The 26,781-nt window shown below is 40.2% G+C and carries 24 protein-coding genes; 13 read left to right on the plus strand and 11 right to left on the minus strand.

The window, feature by feature from the left end; all coding sequences use genetic code 11:
• The first annotated feature begins 188 nt into the window (after window positions 1–188).
• Complete coding sequence (locus tag QL984_RS10895; RefSeq protein WP_036954318.1) at window positions 189–716, plus strand: VC2046/SO_2500 family protein; 528 nt, start codon at window positions 189–191, stop codon at window positions 714–716.
• 212 nt (window positions 717–928) lie between these two features.
• Window positions 929–1,231, plus strand: coding sequence for a DUF6172 family protein (locus tag QL984_RS10900; protein ID WP_008113037.1), 303 nt, complete (start codon window positions 929–931; stop codon window positions 1,229–1,231).
• 67 nt (window positions 1,232–1,298) lie between these two features.
• On the opposite strand, the gene QL984_RS10905 is transcribed toward QL984_RS10900, so the two are convergent.
• From QL984_RS10905 to QL984_RS10915, 3 genes are all read right to left on the minus strand, one after another.
• Window positions 1,299–1,775, minus strand: coding sequence for a YchJ family protein (locus tag QL984_RS10905; RefSeq protein ID WP_036954321.1), 477 nt, complete (start codon window positions 1,773–1,775; stop codon window positions 1,299–1,301).
• A gap of 39 nt (window positions 1,776–1,814) precedes the next feature.
• Window positions 1,815–2,249, minus strand: coding sequence for a SulA-like leucine-rich domain-containing protein (locus QL984_RS10910; protein ID WP_024601139.1), 435 nt, complete (start codon window positions 2,247–2,249; stop codon window positions 1,815–1,817).
• Between the two features lie 322 nt (window positions 2,250–2,571).
• Window positions 2,572–3,033, minus strand: a complete 462-nt coding sequence (locus QL984_RS10915; RefSeq protein WP_036954326.1) for a sel1 repeat family protein — start codon at window positions 3,031–3,033, stop codon at window positions 2,572–2,574.
• Window positions 3,034–3,151: 118 nt separating this feature from the next.
• Between QL984_RS10915 and QL984_RS10920 the strand changes: the two genes are divergently transcribed.
• Window positions 3,152–4,444 (plus strand): NCS2 family permease, encoded by a 1,293-nt coding sequence (locus tag QL984_RS10920; protein ID WP_171046551.1) that lies wholly within the window; start codon window positions 3,152–3,154, stop codon window positions 4,442–4,444.
• Window positions 4,445–4,559: 115 nt separating this feature from the next.
• Here QL984_RS10920 and QL984_RS10925 read toward each other — a convergent pair whose 3' ends face one another.
• Complete coding sequence (locus QL984_RS10925) at window positions 4,560–5,315, minus strand: hypothetical protein (protein WP_013465225.1); 756 nt, start codon at window positions 5,313–5,315, stop codon at window positions 4,560–4,562.
• 295 nt (window positions 5,316–5,610) lie between these two features.
• Here QL984_RS10925 and cysB point away from each other — a divergent pair, with 295 nt between their 5' ends.
• Complete coding sequence (gene cysB, locus QL984_RS10930; protein WP_008466190.1) at window positions 5,611–6,588, plus strand: HTH-type transcriptional regulator CysB; 978 nt, start codon at window positions 5,611–5,613, stop codon at window positions 6,586–6,588.
• A gap of 265 nt (window positions 6,589–6,853) precedes the next feature.
• Here the strand turns inward: cysB and QL984_RS10935 are convergent, their stop codons facing one another.
• The 3 genes from QL984_RS10935 to pabB all read right to left on the minus strand — a co-directional run bounded on the left by QL984_RS10935 (window position 6,854) and on the right by pabB (window position 10,258).
• A complete protein-coding gene (locus QL984_RS10935) occupies window positions 6,854–8,230 on the minus strand; it encodes an L-serine ammonia-lyase (protein ID WP_008112780.1) in 1,377 nt (458 codons plus the stop codon).
• Between the two features lie 101 nt (window positions 8,231–8,331).
• Window positions 8,332–8,907, minus strand: a complete 576-nt coding sequence (locus tag QL984_RS10940; protein WP_008112778.1) for a CoA pyrophosphatase — start codon at window positions 8,905–8,907, stop codon at window positions 8,332–8,334.
• The gene (pabB, locus tag QL984_RS10945; protein ID WP_064664242.1) at window positions 8,900–10,258 is read right to left on the minus strand and encodes an aminodeoxychorismate synthase component I; all 1,359 of its coding nucleotides are present in this window, start codon (window positions 10,256–10,258) and stop codon (window positions 8,900–8,902) included. Before pabB ends, QL984_RS10940 begins: the two co-directional genes overlap by 8 nt.
• 166 nt (window positions 10,259–10,424) lie before the next feature.
• Between pabB and QL984_RS10950 the strand changes: the two genes are divergently transcribed.
• The 6 genes from QL984_RS10950 to QL984_RS10975 all read left to right on the plus strand — a co-directional run bounded on the left by QL984_RS10950 (window position 10,425) and on the right by QL984_RS10975 (window position 21,424).
• Entirely contained in the window at window positions 10,425–11,951 is a 1,527-nt protein-coding gene (locus tag QL984_RS10950; protein WP_008112774.1) for a fumarate hydratase, read from the plus strand.
• 433 nt (window positions 11,952–12,384) lie between these two features.
• Entirely contained in the window at window positions 12,385–13,425 is a 1,041-nt protein-coding gene (locus QL984_RS10955) for a Glu/Leu/Phe/Val dehydrogenase (protein WP_016900411.1), read from the plus strand.
• A gap of 151 nt (window positions 13,426–13,576) precedes the next feature.
• Window positions 13,577–14,239, plus strand: a complete 663-nt coding sequence (locus tag QL984_RS10960) for a CatA-like O-acetyltransferase (protein WP_013465220.1) — start codon at window positions 13,577–13,579, stop codon at window positions 14,237–14,239.
• Window positions 14,240–14,349: 110 nt separating this feature from the next.
• Entirely contained in the window at window positions 14,350–17,232 is a 2,883-nt protein-coding gene (locus QL984_RS10965) for a ligand-binding sensor domain-containing diguanylate cyclase (protein WP_013465219.1), read from the plus strand.
• Between the two features lie 94 nt (window positions 17,233–17,326).
• Window positions 17,327–18,151 carry a M90 family metallopeptidase gene (locus QL984_RS10970; protein WP_013465218.1) on the plus strand — a complete coding sequence of 275 codons (825 nt, stop codon included), beginning with the start codon at window positions 17,327–17,329 and terminating at the stop codon, window positions 18,149–18,151.
• A 99-nt stretch (window positions 18,152–18,250) separates the two neighbouring features.
• Window positions 18,251–21,424: an amidohydrolase family protein gene (locus QL984_RS10975; RefSeq protein ID WP_036954333.1), complete on the plus strand. Its 3,174-nt coding sequence runs from the start codon at window positions 18,251–18,253 to the stop codon at window positions 21,422–21,424.
• A 63-nt stretch (window positions 21,425–21,487) separates the two neighbouring features.
• On the opposite strand, the gene QL984_RS10980 is transcribed toward QL984_RS10975, so the two are convergent.
• Entirely contained in the window at window positions 21,488–22,063 is a 576-nt protein-coding gene (locus tag QL984_RS10980) for a TetR/AcrR family transcriptional regulator (protein WP_033104386.1), read from the minus strand.
• 101 nt (window positions 22,064–22,164) lie between these two features.
• Between QL984_RS10980 and QL984_RS10985 the strand changes: the two genes are divergently transcribed.
• The gene (locus QL984_RS10985) at window positions 22,165–22,641 is read left to right on the plus strand and encodes an HPP family protein (RefSeq protein WP_036954337.1); all 477 of its coding nucleotides are present in this window, start codon (window positions 22,165–22,167) and stop codon (window positions 22,639–22,641) included.
• Window positions 22,642–22,673: 32 nt separating this feature from the next.
• Here the strand turns inward: QL984_RS10985 and QL984_RS10990 are convergent, their stop codons facing one another.
• Window positions 22,674–23,036 carry a hypothetical protein gene (locus tag QL984_RS10990; protein ID WP_008114254.1) on the minus strand — a complete coding sequence of 121 codons (363 nt, stop codon included), beginning with the start codon at window positions 23,034–23,036 and terminating at the stop codon, window positions 22,674–22,676.
• A 150-nt stretch (window positions 23,037–23,186) separates the two neighbouring features.
• On the opposite strand from QL984_RS10990, the gene QL984_RS10995 reads away from it, so the two are divergent.
• Both QL984_RS10995 and QL984_RS11000 read left to right on the plus strand, forming a co-directional pair.
• Complete coding sequence (locus QL984_RS10995; protein WP_036954340.1) at window positions 23,187–23,939, plus strand: Nif3-like dinuclear metal center hexameric protein; 753 nt, start codon at window positions 23,187–23,189, stop codon at window positions 23,937–23,939.
• A gap of 343 nt (window positions 23,940–24,282) precedes the next feature.
• Complete coding sequence (locus QL984_RS11000) at window positions 24,283–24,852, plus strand: VTT domain-containing protein (protein WP_036954344.1); 570 nt, start codon at window positions 24,283–24,285, stop codon at window positions 24,850–24,852.
• 129 nt (window positions 24,853–24,981) lie between these two features.
• On the opposite strand, the gene QL984_RS11005 is transcribed toward QL984_RS11000, so the two are convergent.
• Window positions 24,982–25,746 (minus strand): YdcF family protein, encoded by a 765-nt coding sequence (locus QL984_RS11005; protein WP_036954413.1) that lies wholly within the window; start codon window positions 25,744–25,746, stop codon window positions 24,982–24,984.
• A gap of 54 nt (window positions 25,747–25,800) precedes the next feature.
• Window positions 25,801–26,688, minus strand: coding sequence for a LysR family transcriptional regulator (locus QL984_RS11010; RefSeq protein WP_008114241.1), 888 nt, complete (start codon window positions 26,686–26,688; stop codon window positions 25,801–25,803).
• Between the last annotated feature and the right edge of the window lie 93 nt (window positions 26,689–26,781).

The raw sequence follows: 26,781 nt of genomic DNA on the forward strand, positions 1-26,781 counted from the left end.
GAGCTGGATTCGAACCAGCGAAGGCTGAGCCGTCAGATTTACAGTCTGATCCCTTTGGCCGCTCGGGAACCCCTCCAATGCAACGCGGCAGATAATAGCAAACTTCTTATTTAAGTAAAGAAAAAAGCTAAAGAAAATTCAAATTTAGCCGATAAATACTTATTAATTAGTTAAATAGGCTAAAGTCTATGCAGATTGGTGATTTGTTAATCACGGAGAGCCAGTTAAAAACGAGGCTTAACGAAAGTGTTCACGAAAACCGCCGAGGCGAGTTTGCATTTTTATTAGCAATGCTCTCTCACGATGCACTCGATTTTAGTGAATTCCACCTACCCAAAAGTGACACTAAGCATTATCAAGCTGATGAAGATGCTCTGCGTAAACAATTTGGCGCAGGTCCAAAGCAGCCATTAGCGCCAGATACCTTTAATATGTTAATTGGTAAAAATAACACAGAGCTTTTAGCAAAAATGGGAAGCGCTGTAGGGATGAGTGATATAAAGTTAACTCAGTGCTTAAAGCCTGAGCCATTTAATATTCGTGATGATAAAAACCACATTCCACTGACTGTCATTGATAACTGTGAATTAGCGGTACGTCGACGAATTAAAAATACCAACACCGAGTTATCAAACCCTCAAATGGATGCGGTGGCATTTTATGATGATTTACAAAATGAAGCTATCCACCAGCCATTACATTTGTTTAGTGCCTAATTATATGTGTTCAATTGCTGCTTTATACATGCCATTTGATTGTAATAAACTGTGTTTATAGTAGTAAGTAACTATTGGTTTTATAGGTGCTTTATTTTAATAACTGATTTAATATAAAAAAAGCATCCAAAATTTAAATGCAATTGCTATAATGGCGCAAATGGTATGACATTAAATGCCATTATCATTAAACCAAGGTAATTAGGAACGTAATGAAGAAAACATTCACGCTGAATCATGAGAAAATCAAATACCCTCGTATGGTTGATGCTGCAAAGCATGAAGTGAAAAAATATTTGAAAAGAGAACGTAATAAAACTTTACCTGTTGATGCCGACTACTGGGCATTCGATTGTAAGTTTGGCAACACGGCTGAAGAAGCCCAAGTGGTTCACGTTGCTGAAATTAACAATCACATCAGTGAAATTGAAAAGCAAGGTTTAACTTCTTTTTACTTAGAGATTTTAGCAAGACCTGCACAGCGTCAAGATTTCGATGAAGATGATGGCGAATAAAACGCTAATTTGCGTTTAGTGTAGTTTTTGAAAATGGGCCTTGTGGCCCATTTTTTGTAGCTGTTATTTATACACTATGACATTTTTTGTATTTTTTATTACTGCCACAAGGGCACGTATCATTGCGTTTTACTTTAATATCGGCAACCGGTGTAATCTCACCATCAAGGTATCGCCATTGTCCATCTTCTTTAATAAACCTTGAATTTTCTGCTAACTGGCAATATAAATCTTGATAAAAGTAGTGAGCTTTAAATGTAACAAATCCTGTTTCATCATTATAACCAGAGTCTAATACGGTTAAGTTTATAAAACGGCAACTATTTGCAAAATCTTTAATTTCTGAAATTGAATTTTCAGCTTGTTTTTCTTTTGCATAACTTTCACGAACAAAAACCGCGTTTTTAACAGCATAAGCACTGTAGCGTGCACGCATAAGTTGCTCTGGTGTGTGTGGCTGTTTGGTTTTTAAATGAAAAGGCTCGCAGCAATCAGCATAAGGTTGCTGACTGCTACAAAAACATAATAGAGCGTTAGAAGTCATGATAAATGTACTGTGTATTAAAACGCTAGTTTATCAAGCTTATTGCGTAAGTGAAATCTCAGGGTGAGCGCTTTTTTTGCTAAAGCAATACAACTTAGTGCGCGTATGGCTCAAGTTTAATGATAACTGCGACAGTTGTTGGTTATTTATTATGTCAGTCCAGGTGATCACCGCGGCAAAATTTCCATTGTGAAGTGCAGAACTTAAAACATACTCTAAATTAACTAAATGCTTTTGACGAATAACCAGCAATTTACTGGTATCAATTGAGCATGAATCAAGTAGCGCTTTGCTCGGTACGTTATCGGGTGCTATTAACAGTGTCCATGCGTTTAGGCTGTTGTATTGGTGTAATACTTTTAATAACTCAAACGTTGCTGAAATTTCATCTTCAATTTGTACAACGTTAACACAATCTGATTGGTCATCTTGTTGATAGCTTTTAACTGTTCTTAGGGTAATTGGCTGTAACATAATCTTCTCACTCACTGGGTTTTTATACAGTACATTCATACAGTAGTTTATACAGTTGTTTGGTGCAAGTGTTTTTTGCTATTTTTTTGTACAGTTATTCATCTTAAAACGCGACAGTTATTATAAATATACAAATAATCTATATATAACAAAGGTTTAATTTTTATTGGAAATTAATCCCCACAGAATTAATTTTAAGGCTGGGAGCAAATAAATACAGATGAACAGGGGGTATACAGTAGTTTAAATTAATTAAGCGTGCTTGCTTTGGCTATAAACGCTTAATTAATTTACAGATGAAATGAGTTGCTGCGCAGTGAAATTATTTTTCGCTACTAGAGGGGATCAAATGTGAGAATTGTAACTGATGAATTTGTTCATACAGACTGGCTGCGTAGCATTGAGCATCTTTAAGTCGTTTGGTACTAATATGTTTTCGTATATCGCTCATTGCTTCTATGGCGGGTTCATAGCCTTGACTACCGGCTAAGCTAAGCCACGCAGCACCATGAAATACACTTTGCGGCACACCTTGTCCTTTTATAAAAAACAGCCCTAAATAAAACTGCGCGCGATAATTTCCTGCCATTGCTGCCAAACGCATCCATTTTGCGGCTAAGGCGCCTTGTTCATTTTTAAGGTAATAAAGGGCTTTATTTAATATGTCTTGATCGGTGTTTTTAGAGCTCGCAGGGAGATTTGCATCGCTTGGTTGCGTTACAAAAGAAAGAATGTTGTCTAATTGTTGCTCTAAGTCTTGGCCACTTGGTGTCGTTTTGATCATGCTACTTCGTTTGTTATTTTAATCACTTAGCTAGTTTAGTATATAGCAAGGTAAAATGTCCTGTAAAAAGTTATTTTTATGCTAAAATCTCGCCACTTTTTACAACCACAAGTTTATTATGCTCGAAGCCTTATTCAAAATCCGTGCAAATGATTCTTCGGTTCGCCGTGAATGTATTGCCGGTATGACTACATTTATTACGATGGTTTATATCGTATTCGTTAACCCAGCTATGCTTGCTGAAGCCGGTATGGACCAAGGTGCTGCCTTTGTTGCCACCTGTATTGCAGCTGCAATAGGGTGTTTTATTATGGGTTTGTGGGCCAATTATCCACTGGCATTGGCACCGGGTATGGGATTAAATGCATTTTTTACCTATGGTGTTGTATTAGGTATGGGTTATAGCTGGCAAGCTGCGTTGGGTGCGGTATTTATGTCAGGGTGTATATTTTTAATTCTAAGCTTATTTAAGGTGCGAGAGTGGATTATTAATGCAATCCCTCTGGTGCTCAAGCAAGCAATAGCAACGGGTATTGGCGCATTTTTAGCTCTCATCGCACTTAAAAGTGCCGGTATTATTGTATCAAGTCCTGCAACACTGGTGCAGTTGGGTGATATTACCTCGCCTGGTCCTTTATTGGCTATTTTCAGCTTTTTTGTTATTGCTGCACTGCTTTATCGCGATTTTAAAAGTGGCGTACTGATTAGTATTTTACTAGTCACCGCGATTGCTGTGTCTATGGGGTTAGTGGAGTATCATGGTGTTATTGCTATGCCACCTTCTATCATGCCGACCTTTATGCAACTGGACTTTAGTGCCGCGTTTGAACTGTCGATGTTGAGTGTTATTTTTGCGTTTTTATTCGTTGATTTGTTTGATACCTCAGGCACGTTAGTTGCGGTAACTCAGAAGGCTGGTTTAGCAGATAAAAACGGTAATATGCCGCGTTTAGGTCGTGCATTAAGCGCCGACAGCACAGCAACCATTGCAGGTGCAATGCTCGGTACTTCAACAACCACGTCATACATTGAGTCTGTTGCAGGTGTATCTGTTGGTGGTCGAACGGGTTTGACCGCTATGGTTGTGGGTTGCTGCTTTTTACTGATGATGTTTTTTGCGCCTTTAGCTCAAATGGTGCCTGCATACGCAACCGCGGGAGCTATTTTATATGTATCTGTATTGATGCTACAAAACTTAAAGTTTGTGAATTGGGACGACATGACTGATGCAATTCCGGTGAGTGTTGTATTATTAATGACACCGCTGACTTTCTCAATTGCACACGGTATTGCACTTGGTTTTATTTCTTATACGGCGGTAAAAGTGCTGTGTGGCAAAAAAGATCAGGTAAGCATTAGTGTTTGGATTTTAACTGCCTTGTTTATTGTTAAGTTCGCATTTTTATCTTAATGCAGTCAGCTTGTTAGAATGTGTATATGTCCTAATATGTAAACACAAAGTGGGGCAAAATCCTATTCAAAAAAAAGCCCATGCAACTGCATGGGCTTTTTTATTTAGAAAGGAGTTACCATTTCTTTTTAGGTGCAAATAATACGTCTAAATCATCTTGCTCTTGTTCGTTCTTTTTCTTCAATGATGTAGCATTTGATGCCTTGAGTTCATTACTTATCGTTTCAAGGTAGCCTTCAACTTCAGCTCGTTTTGCCGTAATGTAATCGTCATTAAATGAAACACTGTTAAGTGTGGCAGCTGCTTTTTCAAAGTACTGCCTAGCAGAGCCTATCATTCCAGCTGTTTGCGCTGATAACCCTCGTTTTATTTGGCTTTCAATGTTGATTCTTAGTTGTAGCTTTTCAAGGCGTTTGTCTTCTGCAATAAATACCTGGCTGTCTACTTTGCCTTTATTATGCTCAGAACGAATAATAGTGCGTAACTTTTTAATGCCTTGTATCAGCGATATCAGTTGTTTGTCGTTGCCTGGTAATACAAAGCCATCTGAACCGTCTTGAATTGGGTTTTGTAGTCGCTCTTTTGCTTCTTTTAAGCGGTTTTTTAGTCCACTACCTCCGCTTGAAATAGACACCATTTGACTGAGCGCATCATGAATTCGTCGTTGTAATATTCGCTGAGTTGCCTCTGAAAGTGGAATGTTGGCGCTATTCATTAATGCTTCTTCGGTTTCTTCAATGATTGCTTTTTGTTTTGTTAACTCTTTGCGTCGTTCAGCTTCTTGTTTTTCTTTGTGTTGCTGAACAGCACTAACCCATAGTGCAATGACTATAAGTGCAACAATTAATACAATTATAATGGAAACTATCATGTTATAATTCTCAAATTCTTAACCTTATTATCTAATCTTACATTAAATATATAAAAGGTGGGAAACTTTGCTCAGATTAACTGAAAAAAGCGTCACCATAAAGCGTTTAAATCTTAATATGTTATGTTTCGATTGCTGATAATCATTGCTACCTCAAGTTTATTTATTGTGTTAACCTGAAATTTCAACAAATTAATTGTTATATTATGTAACATTAATCAGCCTTTTATATAGCTACCTATAGTTAGGGTGCGCTTTTATCTGTCAATGTGAATTATAACGAAACTACATAGCCATGAAATTACAACAACTTAGATATATCGTAGAAGTTCAAAATCATAAATTAAATGTTTCAGCTACGGCTGAGAGTTTATTTACCTCCCAGCCTGGTATTTCTAAGCAAGTACGTATGTTAGAAGATGAGCTCGGTGTACAAATTTTTGGCCGCAGTGGTAAGCATTTAACTCATGTTACAGGCGCTGGCGAGGAAATCATTAACATATCACGCGAAATACTCTCAAAAGTTGAGGGTATTAAAGCGGTGGCGAATGAACATACTTTACCGGATCAAGGCAAACTTAATATTGCTACCACGCATACACAAGCACGGTATGCGTTACCGAGTGTAATTAAAGGCTTTACTCAAAAATATCCTGCGGTATCACTGCATATGCATCAAGGTACACCACAGCAAATATCGGATGCAGCCGCTCGCGGTGATGCTGACTTTGCCATTGCCACAGAAGCGCTTCATTTATATTCAGATTTAGTAATGCTGCCTTGCTACCATTGGAATCGTAGTATTGTGGTTGCTAAAGATCATCCCCTTGCGAAAAAAGTGGATAATTTAACAGTGGCTGATATAGCCCAATACCCACTCATTACTTACGTATTTGGCTTTACAGGTCGTTCGGAGCTCGACAAAGCATTTAATGCTTACGGATTAGAGCCACATATTGTATTTACTGCCACCGATGCCGATGTCATTAAAACGTATGTGCGTTTAGGGCTAGGTGTGGGTGTGGTTGCATCTATGGCAATTGATCAGGTAAACGACAGCGACTTAGTGTGCATTGATGCTAGCCATTTATTTGAGGCGAGCACGACTAAAATTGGTTTTAGAAAGGGCAGCTTTTTACGCACCTACATGTATGACTTTATCGAACGTTTTGCACCGCATTTAACTAAAGAGCGAGTAGAGCGTGCGAGTTTACTGCGAAATCAAGAAGATGTTGATAAGTTATTTGCTGATATTGAACTTCCTGTAAAGTAACGGCCATAAACAGCAATGAAAAGCCGCTTAGTTTTGCAACTAAGCGGCTTTTTTTGTGCTATGTAATTAACCTGAACTGTGGATAATAAATCCATCTTAAGCAGCTATTTTCAGCGCTAACTACGTTGAATTTACTTGCAATAGGCTAGCTATTGACGCGTAATTTCGCCTTGTTTTCACTAAAAATCTCTAGCTAGAGAAAATAAACATAAATATCATTTTGATTCAATATGTTAGTAAATCTCTTAACCAGAGTTCAGGTTAATTAACACTCGATAATATTAACGGCCAGTCCACCGCGAGCGGTTTCTTTGTATTTTGTTTTCATATCGTTACCCGTATCGAGCATGGTTTTTATTACTTTATCCAGCGATACTTTTTGCTCACCACTACCGCGTATAGCAAGGCGCGACGCATTAATTGCTTTAATAGCGCCCATTGCATTACGTTCAATACAGGGGACTTGCACTAAGCCGCCAACAGGGTCACAGGTTAACCCTAAGTTATGTTCCATACCAATTTCAGCGGCATTTTCTACGTGTACAACGTTACCACCAACAATTTCAGTAAGTGCGCCTGCGGCCATTGAACAAGCAACACCGACTTCGCCTTGGCAACCCACTTCGGCGCCAGAAATAGAGGCATTCTTTTTATATAAAATGCCTATTGCAGCGGCAGTTAATAAGTAGCGGGTAGCAATATCACGGTCTACTTCTTTAATAAAAGTATGATAATACATTAATACTGCAGGTAAAATTCCGGCTGCGCCATTTGTGGGGGCAGTTACTACACGTCCTCCGGCTGCATTTTCTTCGTTTACAGCTAATGCGAATAAATCAACCCAATCCATGGCGCGCAGCGGATCGTTACTGACTTCTACATTTAGCTTTAAATATAAGCTTGGCGCACGGCGTTTTACTTTTAATCCGCCAGGTAAAATACCTTCGGTGCGCATACCTCGCTCAATACAGGCTTTCATTACTTGCCAAATATTAAATAGCTCATCTTTAATGGCTTCTTCACTGCGTAACGTTTTTTCGTTTTTCATCATTAACGTTGATACGCTGTAACCCGACTCTTTACACATTTCGAGTAATTCTTTAGCCGAGCCAAACGGGAACGGGGCTGGGTTTTCTTCACGGATATCTAAAGCGGCTTGTTTTTCTTTTTCAAACTCTTCATCCGTAACAATAAATCCGCCACCAATAGAGTAGTAAACTTTGCTATATACTTTTTCGCCATTGTTATAGGCAATAATTTCCATTGCGTTGGAATGTTTAGGGAGTGTCTTTCTGCGATGAAAAACAATCGCGCCCTGCTTAGGGAATTTAGCTTTGTGAGTTTGGTTCAGGTAAATAACCTGTTCTTTTTCAATTTTAGCGAGTATGTCATCCACTAAATCGGCATCAATGGTTTCAGGATCATACCCTGCTAAGCCAAGTATCACTGCTTTACCAGAGCCGTGGCCAACACCTGTTTGGCCAAGCGAGCCGTAAAGCTCTACTTTTACATCGGTCACATTTGCTAATAGTTGTTGTTCGTTTAGGTCATTAACAAATAAGCGTGATGCACGCATTGGGCCAACGGTATGTGACGATGAAGGGCCAATACCAATGCTAAACATATCAAATGCACTGATCATAATGTGTGTCTCTACTTAGTTTTCTCAGCATTAAGCTGTTCTTTGAACGGTCGACTATAATAACGTGGAAACGCAGGTGTGTAACCCTTATTAGTAAAGATTTAAACTGGTATGGCGAGTTGTTTTGTAAAGTTTTTAATAATGCTGGCTGTGGCTCCCCACAAAAGCCCATGTGGGGTGATAAAGCCATTTAAGGTAATGATTTTTCCACCTCGTTCAAATGGCAAAGGTTGCCAGTTAGCCGCGTTATTCAGCGCTTTTATAGAGAGTAAAAAGCTAGCTTGCACTTCGTTGTGGTCGTTTTCCCACACTGTTTCTTTTTTAATTAAGCCTACAAAGGGGCGTATAGTAAATCCGGTCAGGGTTGAATATTCAGGTAACTGACCTAACACATGGACATTTTGCGGGGCAATATTAAGCTCTTCATGTAATTCACGCAGTGCGGTGGTGCGAAGGTTAACATCATCAATTTCAAACTTGCCGCCCGGTAAACAAATCTCCCCAGGGTGGTGATGAAGGTAGGTTGGTCGCTTACACAATAAAATATGTGCTTCGTTATCTATATCAATCAATGGCAGCATTACTGCGCTTGCGCGCTTTTTTTTATTATCTTTGAGCTGATCCACGGCTAAACTGCGGTTTAATTGAAAACGAGCCGAAATGGTTTCACTATTCAAAGCGACCTTCATTTAATATAGGAAGTATTTTATTTACTTTATCGTAAGTTTCTTGATATTCCAATTCGACTTTTGAATCAGCAACAATACCACCCCCAGCCCAACAATATATTTGTTGTTGATGTGTGACTAAAGTTCGAATAGTAATACTGGTATCCATATTGCCGCAGCCACTAATGTAACCAATAGAGCCACAATAAATACTGCGTCTGTGTGGCTCCAGTTCTTCTATTATTTCCATGGCACGGACTTTTGGTGCGCCTGTAATTGAACCACCGGGAAACGCAGCTTCCAGTTGATCAACCGCTGTTTTACCCTCATCAAGGGTTGAGGTGACCGTACTCACTAAATGGTGTACCGCCGGAAAACTTTCAATAGCAAATAATGAGGGCACAATAACCGAGCCCGGTTTAGCGACTTTTCCTAAATCATTTCGCAGCAGGTCCACTATCATGACATTTTCGGCGCGGTCTTTACTCGAATTTGCCAGCAAGGTCGCTTGTTTTGCATCCTCAAGGGCATCTGCTTTGCGAGGTAAAGTCCCTTTAATGGGTTTTGTTTCTACTTTATTGTCGTGTACTGCAATAAAACGCTCGGGTGAGATTGACAAAATAGCGCCCTGAGGATGATTAATAAAACTAGAAAAAGGCGCTTTATTAGCCTGAGTTAATTTAACATAGGCGCTCCAAGGCGAGCCTTGGTAATGCGCGCTAAAACGCTGCGCTAAGTTAATTTGATAGCAATCACCACTTTTTAGGTATTCTTCAATCGCGGCAAACTTTTCGCTATAACTTGTCTGACTCATATTTGACTGCCACGGTGATGTAAGCGAAAAGCTTTCATGTTTAGGTGGTTGCGCTAAATATTGCTGATATAGCCAAAGGCGGTCTACATTGGGCTGCGAAACATAAAACCACGTGCGCAGTTGTTTATCGTAAATCAGTGCATCGAGGTAAAGTCCAACCGCCATTTGCGGTAAATTTATGTCGTGTAAAGCGCTGCTTGGTAGTTGCTCTATAGTACGGCCTAAGTCATAGCCAAAATAACCCAGCCAGCCACCATTAAAAGGTAAGTTGTTGGCAGCTTTAGTGCTGTCTAACTTTGCCAGTTCATTATTCATTATTTCAAAGCAGCTTTTTATGTTTGGCTGGTTATTAAAAACGCTTTGATTATTTTCGACTTCAAGGGTGCTCTGGGGGTCAATCGCAATAATGTCAAAACGACTGTTTATGTGATCACTATCACCCGAATCTAATAAAATGGCGTAAGGCAAATGAGCAAAATGCGAAAATACCTCAATACAATTTTGTGATATGGCTAATTCAACACAATTTTTTTTATTGTTTAGCATTTACTACCCCTATAAGAACTGGCTCCAAACGGGCTGGGAGGGTATCATAAGTCAAATTTATTTGGCAGCGTTTAGTGAGCGCTGTAGTTGAAAACAGTTCGAACCACCGTCACGGGTTTGATATCGCTTACGTGCTGCGTGAGTAACAACAACTTAAGGAACCACTATGAGTACAATTCGTCAGCAAGACTTTATTGATAGCATTGAAGATGCCTTGCAATACATCTCGTTTTACCATCCTCTTGATTTTGTTCAAGCACTAGAGAAAGCGTATAACAAAGAACAAAGTAAAGCCGCTAAAGATGCGATTGCGCAAATTTTAATTAACTCGCGTATGTCGGCAGAAGGTAAGCGCCCTCTGTGTCAAGATACCGGGATCATCACTTGTTTCGTAAAAGTAGGGATGGATGTTAATTGGGATAAAACCGACTTAACAGTACAACAAATGGTTGATGAGGGAACGCGTCGTGCGTACTTAAATCCAGATAACCCTTTACGTGCATCGATTGTTGCCGACCCTGCGGGAACTCGTAAAAATACTAAAGATAATACGCCATCAGTGGTACACATTGACTTAGTTGCAGGCGATAAAGTTGAAGTGATGGTGGCTGCTAAGGGTGGTGGCTCAGAGAACAAAAGTAAAATGGTGATGTTAAACCCATCTGACGATGTGGCCGAGTGGGTAGAAAAAACGTTACCAACAATGGGGGCGGGTTGGTGTCCACCAGGTATGCTAGGCATAGGTATTGGTGGCACTGCAGAAAAAGCAGCGGTAATGGCGAAAGAATCATTAATGGATCCGGTTGATATTCATGAACTCATTGAGCGCGGCGCAGAAACAACAGAAGAAAAGCTGCGTTTAGAAATTTTTGAACGTGCGAATAAATTAGGTATTGGTGCGCAAGGTCTTGGCGGTTTAACCACGGTTGTTGATATTAAAATTAAAACGGCGCCAACTCACGCGGCTTCAAAGCCAGTGGTTATGATCCCAAATTGTGCTGCTACGCGCCACGTTCACTTTACCCTTGATGGTTCAGGCCCTGCGAATTTAAAAGCACCTAAATTAGAAGACTGGCCAGAAGTGACTTTCGAAGTCGGTGAGGGCACACGCCGTGTTAATTTAGATACCCTAACTAAAGAAGACACTAAAGAATGGAAAATGGGTGAAACCGTTTTACTCTCAGGTACTATTTTAACGGGTCGAGATGCTGCTCATAAGCGTCTGCAAGATATGATCAACTCAGGGGAAGGTTTACCTGAAGGTGTTGATTTTGATAACAAGTTTATTTACTACGTTGGTCCTGTGGATGCAGTAGGCGATGAAGCAGTAGGTCCTGCAGGCCCGACAACGGCTACTCGTATGGACAAATTTACTGACATGATGTTAGAAAAAACAGGCATCGTGGGAATGATTGGTAAAGCTGAACGTGGCCCTGCAACGGTTGAGTCTATTAAAAAGCATCAGTCAGTGTATTTAATGGCTGTAGGCGGTGCGGCTTATCTAGTATCTAAAGCTATTAAAAAAGCACGTGTTGTTGCCTTTGAAGATTTAGGTATGGAAGCTATCTACGAATTTGAAGTAGAAGATATGCCAGTAACAGTTGCCGTAGACAGTGAAGGAGCAAATGCTCACACCCAAGGCCCTGCTATTTGGAAAGCAAAAATTGAAGAGCTAGACAGCAAAATGAAGTAAATTTTTACTTAAAAAGCAATCATATAAGCGAGCACTGTGTGCTCGCTTTTTTATTTACTTTTACATTTGCAAAGACTTATACACCTCAGACCAGTTTATGCTGCGTAGGCAATTAGTGTATAAGCCATTGTATTTTAAGCTGTAGTATACTTTTTTAGGGTGTATGGTTAAGTTTACAAATAACTGCAAGGTGACGTTCACGTAAGCGTAAGCTTTAATTGCGATGGTGTTTTTAGCTTTTATACTTAATCAAATGGTTATTTTTGGAATTTTTATGCTTACTTTTAACGATAAGTCATTTTATTTTTCACTTTGATGCGCTTTATTTGGTTTATCTACTCATAGTGTGGCGAACCATTAACTGAAGTGATAAAGTCTCGACAATTTGTAGCGTGCTTGCCCAAAAGGGCCCATTATTTTCGGAGTATTTAAAGTGGTTGTATTTAATCAAGTTGAATTTGATAACCATGAACAAGTGGTTTTTTGTTCAGACAAAGCGTCTGGTTTGAAGGCCATTATTGCGGTACATAACACAAACTTAGGCCCTGCGGTAGGCGGTTGTAGAATGTGGGATTATGCTAACGATAAAGACGCAGTATATGATGTGCTGCGTTTATCAAAAGGGATGACCTATAAAAATGCCGTAGCACGCTTGCCATTTGGTGGTGGTAAATCGGTTATTATTGGTAATGCCAAAGAAATCAAATCAGAGCAGTTATTTCGCGCATTTGGTCGCCAGTTAGAGCGACTAAATGGTAGCTACTACTCAGCAGAAGATGTAAACATTACCTGTGATGATGTGGCGTTAATGAACAAAGAAACAAATTACGTGTTAGGCCTTGAAGGAAAAAGTGGTAACCCTTCGCCGTTTACAGCCTATGGTACGTTTTTAGGTATGAAAGCAGCGCTTAACCATCAACGCGGTATTCAAGACTTTTCTGGTATTAAAGTTGCGGTGCAAGGTTTAGGTGCAGTAGCTTATGGATTATGTAAACATTTGTCTGAAGCTGGTGCTGAGTTATTTGTTACCGATATTAATCATGTTGCAGTAGAACGTGTAGTAAATGATTTTGGCGCAACCGCAGTTGGTATTGATGAAATATACGACCTAGATGTGGATGTTTATGCACCCTGTGCATTAGGTGCCACTATTAATGACACAACAATCCCACGCTTAAAAGCAACGATAGTAGCAGGTTGTGCAAACAATCAACTTGCTGAATCACGCCATGGTGAAATTTTACGTGAAAAAGGTATTTTATATGCGCCTGATTATGTAATAAATGCAGGTGGTATTATTAACGTTTATTACGAAACTGCACCAGAGGGTTACAGTAAAGAGGCTTCTAATAAACACGTAGAAAGAATTTACGATACACTTAGTGAAATTTTTACCCGTAGTGAAAAAGAGCAAAAATCAACGCATTTAATTGCCGATGAACTGGCACAAGAAATTATTGAAAACGGACTTTAAGTTTCCACTCGGTTTAAAATAGGAGCGAAATACGCTCCTTTTTTACACCTCATGTAAGACTTTGGTATAACTACACCCAAAGCGTCATTTTAGTTAATGCGAATATAGATAAAGCACGGTAAAATTTAGTTTTACACTTTATCTATATTTTATGTCCTCTACTGATTTTTCTATTACCCCTCTTGATTTTGAGCAATGGCCTCGAAAGCAACACTTTGAGTTATTTCAGCAGTTCACTCAGCCTTATTTTAATGTGTGCGTACAACTGAATGCGAAAAAGTTATATACCGCCTGTAAACAAGCTAATATTGCTTTTTTTCATGGTTATATTTATTGCTTATTAAAAGTCTGTCATCAGTATGAGCCGATGATGCTGCGCATTATTAACCAAAAACCTTGTTACTTAAGTGCTACGCGGGCAAGTGTAGTCGAGCTTGCCGATGATGAGTCGTTTCGCTTTAGTTATTTTAAATTACACGGGTCGTTAAATAAATTTTCCCGTGAGGCGAAAGCTATTAGCGATACCACAAAATTAAACCCGCTGTTTTCTGATGCTTTTGCGGCAACAGAAGGGCAAGCTGATTTAATTCACGTTTCTGTTTTACCTTGGTTAAACTTTAGTAGCTTTTCGCATGCGTTTACCCAGGGTCAAAGCTGTGGCATTCCTAAATTTGTGTTCGGCCAATACAACCCTAATACCGGAGAAATGCCACTCTCCATTGATGTTCATCATGCGTTACTAGATGGACTACATGTGGCTAAGTTCGTTCAACAATTACAACATACATTTGATAGTTTAAGTGATAATACTTAATGAAAAAGTTGTAAATCTTATGTTATTATTTGTTGGTGATGTTTTTTAATTAAATTTTCACCTTGAATTTACTCAAATATAAAAACTAATAATTATAAAGGCAGTGTCTGATGAATCGCTTGGTGATTTTATGCTTCTTGTTGGTGATTTTTACTGTTGATGCTCAGCAACAGACTCGCCTGCCGTTGCGCGATTATTTTTTTGAAACGTGGAATACCCGTTCGGGCCTTCCTCACAATAGCATTAATAGCCTTGCACAAACACAAGATGGCTATTTATGGGTAGGTACTTGGGAAGGGCTTGCCCGCTTTAACGGTCAAGAATTCAAACTATTTACCCGCTCAGAAATTACCGATTTGCCTGACTCAGGCGTACGTGCGCTTACCCCCACATCCGATGGCGGCTTACTCATAGCCGGAGCGCGCGGCGGTATTAGTTTATATCAGCACCGACAATGGGACACTCAACCACCTGCCCAAGCTATGGTTAATCATATATTTAAAAGTAAAAATGATAACTTGTGGCTAGCGCTTGAGAATGATGGTGTGTTTTATCGTTCAGCTAGTAGCACTCAAGACATCCCAATAATACAAAATGTCAGTGCGTATCGAATCATTGAAGACCCTAAGGGGGTTATATGGGCGGCGACCAGTGATGGCCTGTATAAAATAGTCAACTACAAACCCACTTTGATGACGCCACAACAAGGGTTACCAGATGCACCTGTATATACTCTATTGATTACCCGTGAAGGACGCCTTGTTATTGGTAGTGAAAGAGGTGCGCGAGTATTAAATGGCAATGTGTTCGAGTCACCCCATCCACAGCTTAGTGCTGAGTCGATTTCTAGTTTATTAGAAGATAACCATGGTGATTTATGGTTTGGCACCATTAATAAAGGTGTTTTTAGGCTTAGCGTCGATGGTTTAGAGCAATTAGATGCTAAAAATGGTTTACCCGCCAACCGTATTCTTTCTTTGTTACAAGACAGAGAAAATAGTATTTGGGTAGGCACCAATGCTGGTGTATTTAGGTTAAGAGAAGCGCCGTTTTCATCGTGGGGCAAAAAGCGAGGTTTGTCTAGCGATTATGTCCGCACGGTCCTGTCACATTCTGATGGCAGTTTATGGATAGGGGGAAGCACTGGCTTAGATCGGCTGCAAAACAATAAAATTACCCATATTAAAGGCACTAAGCAAGGCTCTCCTTATTCAGTATTGAGCTTACTTGAACAAAGCCAAGGTGATGTTTGGGTAGGTACATACACTTCAGGTGTGTTGAAGGTGGTTAATAACGAACTCATACCTTATTTAAACCGTGATAATGGCTTAGGTAGTAATGAAGTAAGATCTTTACTTTTTGATTCAAAAAATCGTTTATGGATTGGTTCGGCTATGGGGCTGACACGCGTTAATACCGACGGCAGTTTAGTGCAATTTACTAATGAGAGAGAGTTGCCGAGTGGTTTTATTCTGGCTTTGAGTGAGGATAAAGCCGCTAACATTTGGATAGGAACTGGTAATGGCGTGGTGGTTTACAATACCAATACGGAGGAATTTCAACCAATCCAGTTCCCTAAAGCGTTTTCGGCTCAATATGCGTTTGGCTTTTATATTGACGATAAATATACTTGGATGGCGACCGATAGAGGTTTATTGCGTTATCAGCATGCAAATGGGCATATGACTATTTTAGGACGAGAGCTAGGATTACCGGTCGATAAGCTTTTTCAAATTGTGCCGTTTAAAGACTCACTCTGGCTATCAAGTAACCGTGGCATTATTGAAGTTAATTATAAACAGGTTAATGAGCTACTAGATTCACCTACAAACAATAGTCAGTCGTTAGCTTTTCAATTATACGATGAGGGTGATGGCATGCTCAGTGCACAAGCAAATGGCGGTTCAACCCCCTCTGCAACCGCTCATTCAGATGGCACAATTTGGTTTGCTACCGCAAAAGGGGTGAGTACAGTAAAACCGGAACGCTTAAAAGAAGCCACTAAAATAGCGTTACCAACGATTGTTGAAAGCTTTTCTGTTGATGGTAAACCAACGTCGTTACCTATAGACGGTGAAACTATTATTTTACCACCAGGGGTGACGCGCTTGTCATTTCAATACGCGGGACTGAGCTTTATTATGCCGCAGCGATTAAACTTTCAAACAAAATTGGAAGGCTTTAATAACGAATGGATCAACCGTCAACACATAGCTACTGCTGAATACACTAACTTACCTGCGGGCAAGTATTCTTTTGCTGTACGTGCAGCCTATCCAAATACTGATTGGCAACAAAATCACAAAGTCGTTAACTTTGAAATTCAATCGCACTTTTGGCAAAAAACAAGCTTTAAGTTATTAGTATTTTTTATTTTTGTTGTTGTTATATACAGCGCATATCGTTATCGCTTGTACCACTACAAACAAGTAGAAAAAGAATTAACGAGTCGAGTGGTGAAGCAAACGCAAGCACTGCAAGAGCAAGCCAGTGCCTTTGCGTATCAAGCCACACACGATCAGCTTACCGATTTACCGAATCGCCGCGCATTTGATGGCTGGCTGGCGGATAACTTTTCAGACTTTAAAGCATGTAATAAATCATTTGCTATCGCTATTATGGATATTGATCACTTTAAACGGATTAACGATGGTTGGTCACACCTCATAGGTGATCAGGTTATATGTGAAGTAGCTAACATTCTTAAAGCGCACTGCGAAGGTGAGCAAGAGGTAGCTCGCTGGGGCGGCGAAGAGTTTACTTTTGTGTTTCCTGATATGAGTGCAGTGCAGGCACAAGAAATGTGCGAGAAGTTACGCAAATGTATTGAAAATAAAAACTTTTCAAATATCGCAGAAGGCCTCAGCGTAACCGTGAGTTTTGGTGTTTCCGACTCTGGTGATGTTGATGATTATGACCGATTATTATCACGGGCTGACCAAGCTTTGTATAAGGCAAAAAACAATGGCCGAAATCGAACTGAAGTGATGTGATTGAAAAACAGCCTCACTGCACCCATTACTATTTTAATAATACGGGCGCAGTATTTTGGCGTTAAAGCTAAATGGTTTGATTTAGGACGACCCAATGATAAATGGGCTATTAATTTTTGTTTTAATTGTATTTATTATAATGTTTTGGCGCTGGCCTGATATTCAAAATGCCGTGTGGCACCGTAAATACAGTGATTTATTGTTAAGTGAGCAACAACACACGTTGTTACTGCGTGCTATGCCCATATACAACAAAATGACCGATGCAGAGCGAGCCAAGTTAGCATCCCATATTGTGTGGTTTTTAAATGAAAAGCGTTTTGTTGGCTGCGATGGGTTGCAACTAACGGAGGCAATGAAACTCATTATTGCCGCCGATGCCTGCTTGCTTGTGCTTAACAAGCCTTGGCCTTTGTATAAAAACGTAAAAGAAATTTTACTCTACCCCAGTGCGTATTACGCGCCCCAATCAAGCCGCGATAACGCAGGCCTTGTCAGTTTTCATAATACAGTAAGGCAAGGTGAATCGTGGCCGGGGGGAACATTGGTGCTTAGCTGGCATGATGTGCTTGAGGGCAACCGCTTACCCAGTGATGGGCATAACTTAGTGTTTCATGAATTTGCACATCAACTTGATCAAGAAACCGGTAAAACCACCGGCACGCCACTACTTGCATCACAGGCAAAATACCAACAATGGGGGCGAGTATTTAGTCGAGCGTTTTCGCAGTTAAAAACCCATGTTGCTTATAGTATGCCGCATGTAATACATAGCTATGGAGCCACCAATGAGGCTGAGTTTTTTGCGGTGATCACCGAAACATTCTTAGAGAAACCCGCCGATTTACGCCGTGAAGACCCTGAAATTTACCATTTGCTAGTGGATTTTTATCAATTTGATCCTATTGTTTGGCACTGATTTTATGCACTTCATCCTATTACGCTGGTAACTTGCTGGCGTTTTTGTTGCAATGATGTAATAGATCAACACACAGCAACAATAATAAGTGAGATAAGCATGAAAAAAATGCTGCAAACAGCACTCGCGTTATCGGTTTCATTGGCATTAGGCCACGCACACGCAGAGCAAACGGATGAAAAAAAATGGCAAGTTGATTCACCTAAAGGGCAATTTGTTGATGCATCTATTAGTGTAGAGCAAGGCACATGGATGAATGTCGATATAAGTCCTGACGGAGAAACCTTAGTATTTGATTTACTGGGCGATATTTACACCATGCCAATGAGTGGTGGTAAAGCGACTAAAATAACCTCAGACATTGCATGGCAAATGCAGCCGCGCTTTAGCCCAGATGGCAAGCACATTGCTTTTACATCAGATCAAGGCGGTGGTGACAATATTTGGATAATGGATGTTAACGGCGAAAACCAAACCGCCGTCACTGACGAAACATTTAGATTACTCAATAGCCCTGCGTGGAGCCCTGATGGCGATTATTTAGTTGCACGTAAGCATTTTACCGCCAGTCGCTCGCTAGGTGCGGGTGAAGTTTGGCTTTATCACAAAGCCGGCGGTAAAGGGGTGCAACTGACTAAACGTGAAAACGATCAAAAAGATTTAGGTGAACCCATGTTTTCACCGGATGGTCGGTATGTTTATTTTTCGCATGATGCAACCCCGGGTAAAACTTTTCATTATTCAAAAGACTCTGTTGCCGGTATTTATAAAATTAAGCGTTATGACCGTGAAACAGGCGACATAGAAACCATTATAAGTGGCATGGGCGGGGCAATAAGACCGACGCCGTCGCCAGATGGTAAAAAACTAGCGTACATAAAGCGTGATGACTTTCAAACCAGCCTGTACTTATATGATTTAACCAGTGGTGAGCATACTAAGCTATACGACAAACTAGAGCGCGATATGCAAGAAACGTGGGCGATTCATGGCGTATATCCGACTATTGCGTGGACCCCAGATAACGAAGAGCTGGTATTTTGGGCTGGTGGCACCCTTCATAAACTCAATGTCGATGATAAATCAGTTAGCGATATTGCATTTAAAGTAGACACCACGAAAAAAATTCAAAAAGCAGTGCGTTTTACTCAAAATATCGACACTGATGAGTTTGATGTAAAAATGCTGCGTAATGTGCAAATTAGCCCTGATGGTGAAACCGCACTTTTTGAAGCGCTTGGTTATATTTACAAGCGCGATTTAGAATCAGGAAAAATAAAGCGCTTAACTAAGCAAACCGATCATTATGAGTTATTCCCGCAGTATTCTCGTGATGGCAAAAACATTGTCTACACAACGTGGGATGATAACGAACAAGGCACCGTGCGTGTCGTCTCTGCACGTAGTGGTCGTGGCGACACTATTACACAAGAGCCGGGAAAATACGTAGAGCCAACATTTAGTCCAGATGGCAAAACCGTGGTGTATCGTAAAGCCAGCGGCGGCAGCATTTTAAACCCTAAGTGGTCACTGCATCCTGGGGTATACAGTGTTAGTGCTAAAGGCGGAAAAAGTGAGCTCATTTCTAAAAGTGGCTATCAACCTCAGTTTGGCAGTGCCAACGATCGTGTTTATATTATGAGCCCATGGCCTAAGCCGACATTAAGTGTGGTAGCGCTTGAAAGTAAAAAAGTACGTAAACTGTATGAGTCAGAGCACGCCACTGAATTTAGAGTCTCTCCAGATGGTGAGTATTTAGCTTTTGCTGAGCGCTTTAAAGTATTTGTTACTCCATTTGTAGAGCGCGGTAAAACGATAAATATTGGGCCCAAAGACAGTCAATTTCCAATTGAGCAGCTATCTGTACGCGCCGGTGAAAACATTAGCTGGAGTGCCAATAGCAATAAACTGTATTGGACACTGGGGCCTGAGCTTTACCATGCCAGTTTAGAGGGTATGTTTGCGATTAATAAAGCGGATGATAAAGACGTTAAAGTAAAAAGCGGTACTAACATCGGCTTTAGTAAAAAAATGGCTGAACCGCAGGGCATGATTGCATTAACTGGCGCTAAAATTATTACCATGGAGGGTGAAAAGGTCATTGAAAATGGCGTTATTGTTACCGATGGCAAACATATCAAAGCTATTGGTACTGCTGCCGGTGTGAGCATTCCTAAGGGGGCAAAGGTCATTGATGTAACAGGTAAAACAATTATGCCTGGCATTGTAGATGCCCATGCTCATGGCTCACAAGCCAGTGATGAAATTATCCCGCAGCAGAACTGGAAAAACTTAGCAGGTCTTGCGCTGGGTGTTACTACTATTCACGACCCATCAAACGACACCACTGAAATATTTACCGCGAGTGAAATGCAAAAAGCGGGGATGATCGTTGGTCCGCGTATTTTCTCTACCGGTACTATTTTATACGGCGCGAATATGCCTGGGTATACCTCGCATATTGATTCATTAGATGATGCTAAATTTCATTTAGAGCGCCTTAAAAAAGTGGGTGCGTTTAGTGTTAAATCTTATAACCAACCGCGCAGAGAGCAGCGTCAGCAAGTTATAGAAGCAGGGCGAATGCTTGAAATGATGGTAGTCCCTGAAGGGGGTTCATTATTACAGCATAACTTGAGTATGGTAGTCGATGGCCATACAGGCATTGAGCATTCAATTCCTGTTGAACATATTTATGACGATATTAAGCAGCTATGGTCACAAAGTGATGTAGGTTACACACCTACATTGGTAGTTGCCTATGGCGGTATTTGGGGTGAAAACTACTGGTATGATAAAACGGACGTATGGAATCATCCACGTTTAAGTAAATTTGTGCCTAAAAACCAATTATTACCGCGCTCAATGCGCCGAGTTAAAGCACCCGATCATCACTATAATCACTTTAACAATGCTCGCGTAGCGGCTGAGTTACAAGATTTAGGTGTACTTGTTAATTTGGGGGCGCATGGTCAACGTGAGGGGTTAGGTGCGCATTGGGAAATGTGGATGTTTGCCCAAGGCGGCATGACGCCACTGGAAGCAATTAGAGCATCTACACTCGATCCGGCAAAATATTTAGGCCTAGATAAAAATGTGGGTTCATTAGAGGTCGGTAAACTGGCAGATTTAATGGTTATTGATGGCGACCCACTGAAAAACATTCGTGATTCAGACAAAATTGATTACACCATGATCAACGGCCGTTTGTTCGACGCAGCCACCATGAACGAAGTAGGCAAAAAACAGAGTGAACCATTATTTTTTGAATAATGCAGCCATTTTTTAGTCAATAAGCGGCTATTTAGCCGCTTTTTTAATACTGTATTTACCTATTTAACCAACCGCTACTATCGCTTTTAAAATATTATCACTAGGTGGAGTCACTGTTACATCATGCATCACCCTCGCTCTACATATATAACCTTCCTTTAAAATAAGTAAGTGTTGCGTGGCTTCAATTGCTTTTTCTCTATTGTGAGCAAATTCAGGTGTTTCTAAAAGAGCTGATAGTATGATCTCAAAGTTCGCTTGCTTGTGCTGTTTGCAAAGTTTGGCAATAGGGTCGTTCTCTACAGGGTACTCAGCTGCAGTATTAATAAAAAAACAGCCATTAAAACACCCTAACTCTGAAACCTCATTATTAATCCACTTTTTCAGTCCGGCAAAAATTGCCTGTGCGACTAACATAGCACTTGGTTGTATACATATTTTTTTAAGCCAAGCGTTAAAGCAGATGTCACGTGAGACTAAACAAGCACAAATAAGCGCGTCTTTGCTTTCAAAGTGCTTATATAAGGTTTTTTTTGCAATGCCCGATACAGCTAAAATTTCATTAATACCAACAGCGTGTATACCCTTTTTATAAAAAAGACTCAGTGCCGTACTGATTATTTGTTGTTGTTTATCCATGATATTCCAAATTTGAGCAGTAAAAACACAGCTTGACATAGGTAGACCGACTTGTCTACATTACAGGTGTAGACAAGTCGGTCTACTTTTGAGGAGGTAATATGCATAGTGAGCAAATAAAGTCGGCATTAATCGCAGGTGTTTTTTCTACTTTTGTTTTGGGGTTTTTGGCGTGGCTAAATTATATGGGTGATTACGGTATTTGGTTAATGGCGCCATTCGGCGCAACAGCTGTACTTGTTTTTGGCGTACCGCAGAGCCCGTTAGCTATGCCAAAAAACGTAATAGGGGGGTATATGCTGACCGCAATGATTGGGGTTGTTTTTAGCTATTATAGTGCTGATAGTGCGATTATGATTGGGCTGGCTGTGGGTATTGCTATAACATTAATGATAATCACAAAAACTATTCACCCTGCTGCCGGCGCAAACCCTATCTTAATTATTGAGTCTGGCCAAAGTTGGGATTTTTTAATAATGCCAGTACTGGCAGGAACTGTATTTATAGTTTTGTCTGGCTTTGTTGCGAGGTGGTTTATTCAATACTTGATGGATAATAAATATAAAAAAACCGCTTAACGCGGTTTCTTTTATACAAAGCACTCAGCTGATCAAACAACACCGCGAGGTAGGCGGCAATCGTGATCTTTGCGAGCAAGCTCAACTATCCAAAGCTCTTCTGCTGTGTAGCCTTCTTCGTTTTGTGTGATCACGGTGAAAGGCGCTTTTTTCTGTGCTTTTACAGGAGCAGCTTTTTTAGTTTTTTTAGCAGGTGCTTTTACTGCAGCTTTTTTTGTAGACTTACCAGAGCTTAATTCTTTAGTCAGCTCTGCTACATCAGCTAGGCGCATGTTCTTGCCGCCATCAATGCTATACCAGCCAGGTTTAGTTGTTATTTCAGGTTTTTTACCGTTGGCAGCTTCATATGCAGCTTCAAAGGCAGATAACACTTCTGTTTTGTCTAGTTTGCTCATCAGAGACCCTATACGTTGTTTACACAGATAAAGAGGAGGTATTTATACCTATTTTAGAACTGTTTTTCAATTTTTTGCGATTTTCCTTTCATTTTTAGCGCATAACCGCCAAAATTTGTACAAAATTCAGTGCAAAGTAAGGTAAGTAGTATGCAACGTAGAGAATTTAATCAATTATTAAACACCCTGTTAAAGCCAGAAACCATTAACGATTTTTGTCCAAACGGGCTTCAGGTAGAAGGTAAAGATGAGATACGCACTATAGTAACGGGTGTAACGGCAAGCCAAGCACTTATTGATGCCGCGATTGAAAATAATGCCGATGCCATTTTGGTACACCATGGCTATTTTTGGAAAGGCGAGTCACAACCTATCACTGGCATGAAAAAACGTCGTGTGGCTGCGCTTTTAGCTAAAGACATCAATTTATTTGCCTATCATTTGCCGTTAGATATTCACCCTGAAATGGGTAATAACGCACAGCTGGCGCAATTGCTCGATATTGAAATTGAAGCAGGCCTTGAGCCAACTAACAACAGTGTAGCGATGAAAGGGCGTTTAAAAACACCGTTAACGGGCAGTGAATTTGCTAAAAAAATAAGCCAAGTGCTTAAGCGCGAGCCACTAACGAGTTTAGTACGTACTGATAAAATTGAAACCATCGCTTTGTGTACAGGTGGCGGGCAAGGGTATATCGACTTAGCAGCCGAGCAAGGTATTGATGCTTACTTAACTGGTGAGGCATCAGAGCAAACCATTCACAGCTCACGCGAGCAAAATATCGACTTTTTTGCCGCAGGCCATCACGCCACCGAGCGCTACGGTATAAAAGCATTAGGCGAATATCTTGCTAAGCAACATGGCTTTGACGTGACATTTATTGACATAGACAATCCTGTGTAAACACCTAGCTTAAAAGTAATTTTATAAATAACCTACTTGTAACGTATTTCGGGTAGGTTATTTAAAATATAGCGTTCTAAATAGCTAATTTAGCAAACTATGGTAAGTCAGTATGTTGATTTTTTATATACCCGCATACCCTTTTATCCTTTTTGTGAGTTAATTATTTTTGGTTTATGCATCCCAAAAATTTAATAAACGTAATAGATATAAACCTACGCTTAAAATCATAATTACATCCATTCTTATATTGCAAAAAACACAGATCTTTCGCTGTACTTACCTCGTTTAAATTACAATGTTACTTTGCTTGCTACTAAGGTAGTTACTTTAAAGGAATGAAATGGAAGGGGTATTAGCTTTAATTGAGCAGTACGGGTTGTTGGTTTATCTGTTACTTTTTGGTTATTGTGCGTTAAAAAGTGGATGGCTACCTTTGTTCGCAGGCTATGCTGCACATACTGGCGCACTAGATGTTGGTTTTGTTGCTTTGGCTGCTTTTATGGGTGGCTACTTGGGCGATGAATTACGTTTTGCTCTAGCAAGAGCGTATGGCGCGGCATGGATTGAAAAACCAGGCCGCCTTGGTCGATTATTTAAAACAGCCAGTCAGCTTGCTGAACGCCATGGCACAGCCTACATTTTTCTATATCGTTATCCTAAAGGATTACGCACGATTGGTGCCCTTCCCGTAGGGCTTACAGCAATTAGTTGGCGCCGTTTTAGTGTGTTAAATGGATGCTCTACACTGCTATGGGTTATTGTTTTAGTCGGTGGAGGCTACATTTTCGGTGCTACTTTTGATGCTTTAGGTGTTGAGAATTTAACAGCACTAAGTCTGCTATTTCTTTGCGTATTTTTAGTGACACTGTACCGGCTTTGGAATAAAACAGCTGAGGTTAAAACCCTCTAAGAATAACAAAACACCCAACGCTACTATAAACGAATATTCAGTTTTATTTTTTCATAACCCCCTGTGTAAAACGCAAATAATTGCGGTTTTTTAGGGGGAATTTATGCAGCGTAATAAGCGTTAACTTAATTAAAGTGCTTCAGGGTTAATTGTACGGCGTACATTTATCCACGCATTGCCAATAACTTCATGAGCATACTGGGTGACTACTAGTAGTGCTTTTGCATTGGGTATGAGTTGTTTATACCAAGGGAAAGCGGCAAAGTTGTGGTAGTCGGTTGCGGCAGGGATAACGTTAATGCCTTGCGCATTAAATAAATTTTTTGCTCTGGGCATATGGCTTACTGAGGTGACTAAAGCGACCTTGTAATCAACGAGTTTTGAGGCTAAAAGTTTTGCCTCTTGGGCGGTATCCATTGCGTTTGGATTTTGCACAATACGATTTTTATTAATACCTAAGCTAATTGCGGTTTTATACATTAACGCGCTGTTGGTGACTTTTTCATACCCCCCACCTGAAACAATCAGTTGCGCATGGGGGTAAATGTTAGCAAGTCTTATTCCTTCCACCAAACGGGTTAACGCACAATTACCTAACTGACTGTTAGCACTCAATGCAGGGTTGGGGTTTATGTCACAGCCAAGCACCACAATTTTATCTATATTGGGGTGTTTAAGATAATTAAATGCTAATGAGGTTGGTTGGCTATTTTTAATCAGTAAGTTGGCCACCAAAGGGGTGCTGGCAATAAGCAGGGTTGCTAGGCTCATTAAAGATATAGCGATTGCGACTTTTCGTTGTTTGAGCGCAAAAATGAGTAATATTAGGCTTACTAAGCCCAACAAAGGTAACGGCATGAGCAAGCCGCCCAGTATTTTTTTTAGTTCAAACATAGTGAGCAACATGATTAAGTATATTTATTAGCATGTTACTCATAAGTTTAAGATTTATCGACCGTTATTTAATTTACAGGTGTTTAAAAAGTGACGATAAACTGGATTGTCTTTCATGTCTTTTTTCATCGCTAAGTACATTGGACGCGTTAAACCAAGCGCGCCCAGTGGAATTGACTTAATTAACCCTTGGCTTTCATAAGGGGTTACTAACCAATCGGGTAAGGCGGCCACACCCATACCTGCACTGACTAATTGAAATATAAGTAAACCTTGATCAACCGTTTTTAGGGTGCCGTCAAAACGCGCATTTTGGATGAAATGCTTAAATATATCTTGGCGCTCACGCGGAATAGGGTAAGAAATAATAGTTTCGCTTTTCAAATCAAGCGCAGTTACATAGGCTTTTTTCGCTAAGTCGTGATCTGGTGCCACAATCAGTTTCAGCTTAAAGTCAAACAAATGGGCGTATTCAAGTTTGTCAGGGTCGCGAATATCTGATGTAAGCACGAGATCTAATTCATCATTTAATAAGTCTGGGATAGCGTCGTAACTAAAGCCACGCTCGTAATCAATTTTTATATCAGGCCAAAAGTTATTAAATTCTTTGATAGTAGGCAATAACCAATGAAAACAGGCGTGACATTCAACGCTTAAACGCAGCTGCGAAATAGGCTGGTTTAGGCTTTCTTTGAGTCGGCACTTGGTGGCTTCTAATTTAGGTAATATTTCGTGTGCTAATTCAAGTAATAACATACCTTGAGGTGTAAATCGGACTGGCTGAGTTTTACGCTCAAACAACTGGCAGTCTAATTTGTTTTCTAAATCTTTGATTTGATGTGATAAAGCTGACTGAGTTAAAAATAGTTCGCGGGCTGTATTGACGAGAGAACCCGTTTCTTTAAGGGTAGCAATTGTTTTTAAGTGTTTAATGTCAATCATCTTTAATAAATCTCATGGATATGGTGAGTATAGCTCAGATTCATTACATACTACGCCTTTACAAAAACCGTTTCAACGTCTGGATGGCTATAA

The sequence above is a fragment of the Pseudoalteromonas sp. APC 3495 genome (genome assembly GCF_030407645.1).
Taxonomy (GTDB): domain Bacteria; phylum Pseudomonadota; class Gammaproteobacteria; order Enterobacterales; family Alteromonadaceae; genus Pseudoalteromonas; species Pseudoalteromonas tetraodonis.

Coding starts and splice junctions, on each gene's coding strand:
- QL984_RS10895 (WP_036954318.1), top strand. CDS start 189: ATGCAGATTGGTGATTTGTTAATCACGGAGAGCCAGTTAAAAACGAGG.
- QL984_RS10900 (WP_008113037.1), top strand. CDS start 929: ATGAAGAAAACATTCACGCTGAATCATGAGAAAATCAAATACCCTCGT.
- QL984_RS10905 (WP_036954321.1), bottom strand. CDS start 1,775: ATGACTTCTAACGCTCTATTATGTTTTTGTAGCAGTCAGCAACCTTAT.
- QL984_RS10910 (WP_024601139.1), bottom strand. CDS start 2,249: ATGTTACAGCCAATTACCCTAAGAACAGTTAAAAGCTATCAACAAGAT.
- QL984_RS10915 (WP_036954326.1), bottom strand. CDS start 3,033: ATGATCAAAACGACACCAAGTGGCCAAGACTTAGAGCAACAATTAGAC.
- QL984_RS10920 (WP_171046551.1), top strand. CDS start 3,152: ATGCTCGAAGCCTTATTCAAAATCCGTGCAAATGATTCTTCGGTTCGC.
- QL984_RS10925 (WP_013465225.1), bottom strand. CDS start 5,315: ATGATAGTTTCCATTATAATTGTATTAATTGTTGCACTTATAGTCATT.
- cysB (WP_008466190.1), top strand. CDS start 5,611: ATGAAATTACAACAACTTAGATATATCGTAGAAGTTCAAAATCATAAA.
- QL984_RS10935 (WP_008112780.1), bottom strand. CDS start 8,230: ATGATCAGTGCATTTGATATGTTTAGCATTGGTATTGGCCCTTCATCG.
- pabB (WP_064664242.1), bottom strand. CDS start 10,258: ATGCTAAACAATAAAAAAAATTGTGTTGAATTAGCCATATCACAAAAT.
- QL984_RS10950 (WP_008112774.1), top strand. CDS start 10,425: ATGAGTACAATTCGTCAGCAAGACTTTATTGATAGCATTGAAGATGCC.
- QL984_RS10960 (WP_013465220.1), top strand. CDS start 13,577: ATGTCCTCTACTGATTTTTCTATTACCCCTCTTGATTTTGAGCAATGG.
- QL984_RS10965 (WP_013465219.1), top strand. CDS start 14,350: ATGAATCGCTTGGTGATTTTATGCTTCTTGTTGGTGATTTTTACTGTT.
- QL984_RS10970 (WP_013465218.1), top strand. CDS start 17,327: ATGATAAATGGGCTATTAATTTTTGTTTTAATTGTATTTATTATAATG.
- QL984_RS10975 (WP_036954333.1), top strand. CDS start 18,251: ATGAAAAAAATGCTGCAAACAGCACTCGCGTTATCGGTTTCATTGGCA.
- QL984_RS10980 (WP_033104386.1), bottom strand. CDS start 22,063: ATGGATAAACAACAACAAATAATCAGTACGGCACTGAGTCTTTTTTAT.
- QL984_RS10985 (WP_036954337.1), top strand. CDS start 22,165: ATGCATAGTGAGCAAATAAAGTCGGCATTAATCGCAGGTGTTTTTTCT.
- QL984_RS10990 (WP_008114254.1), bottom strand. CDS start 23,036: ATGAGCAAACTAGACAAAACAGAAGTGTTATCTGCCTTTGAAGCTGCA.
- QL984_RS10995 (WP_036954340.1), top strand. CDS start 23,187: ATGCAACGTAGAGAATTTAATCAATTATTAAACACCCTGTTAAAGCCA.
- QL984_RS11000 (WP_036954344.1), top strand. CDS start 24,283: ATGGAAGGGGTATTAGCTTTAATTGAGCAGTACGGGTTGTTGGTTTAT.
- QL984_RS11005 (WP_036954413.1), bottom strand. CDS start 25,746: ATGTTTGAACTAAAAAAAATACTGGGCGGCTTGCTCATGCCGTTACCT.
- QL984_RS11010 (WP_008114241.1), bottom strand. CDS start 26,688: ATGATTGACATTAAACACTTAAAAACAATTGCTACCCTTAAAGAAACG.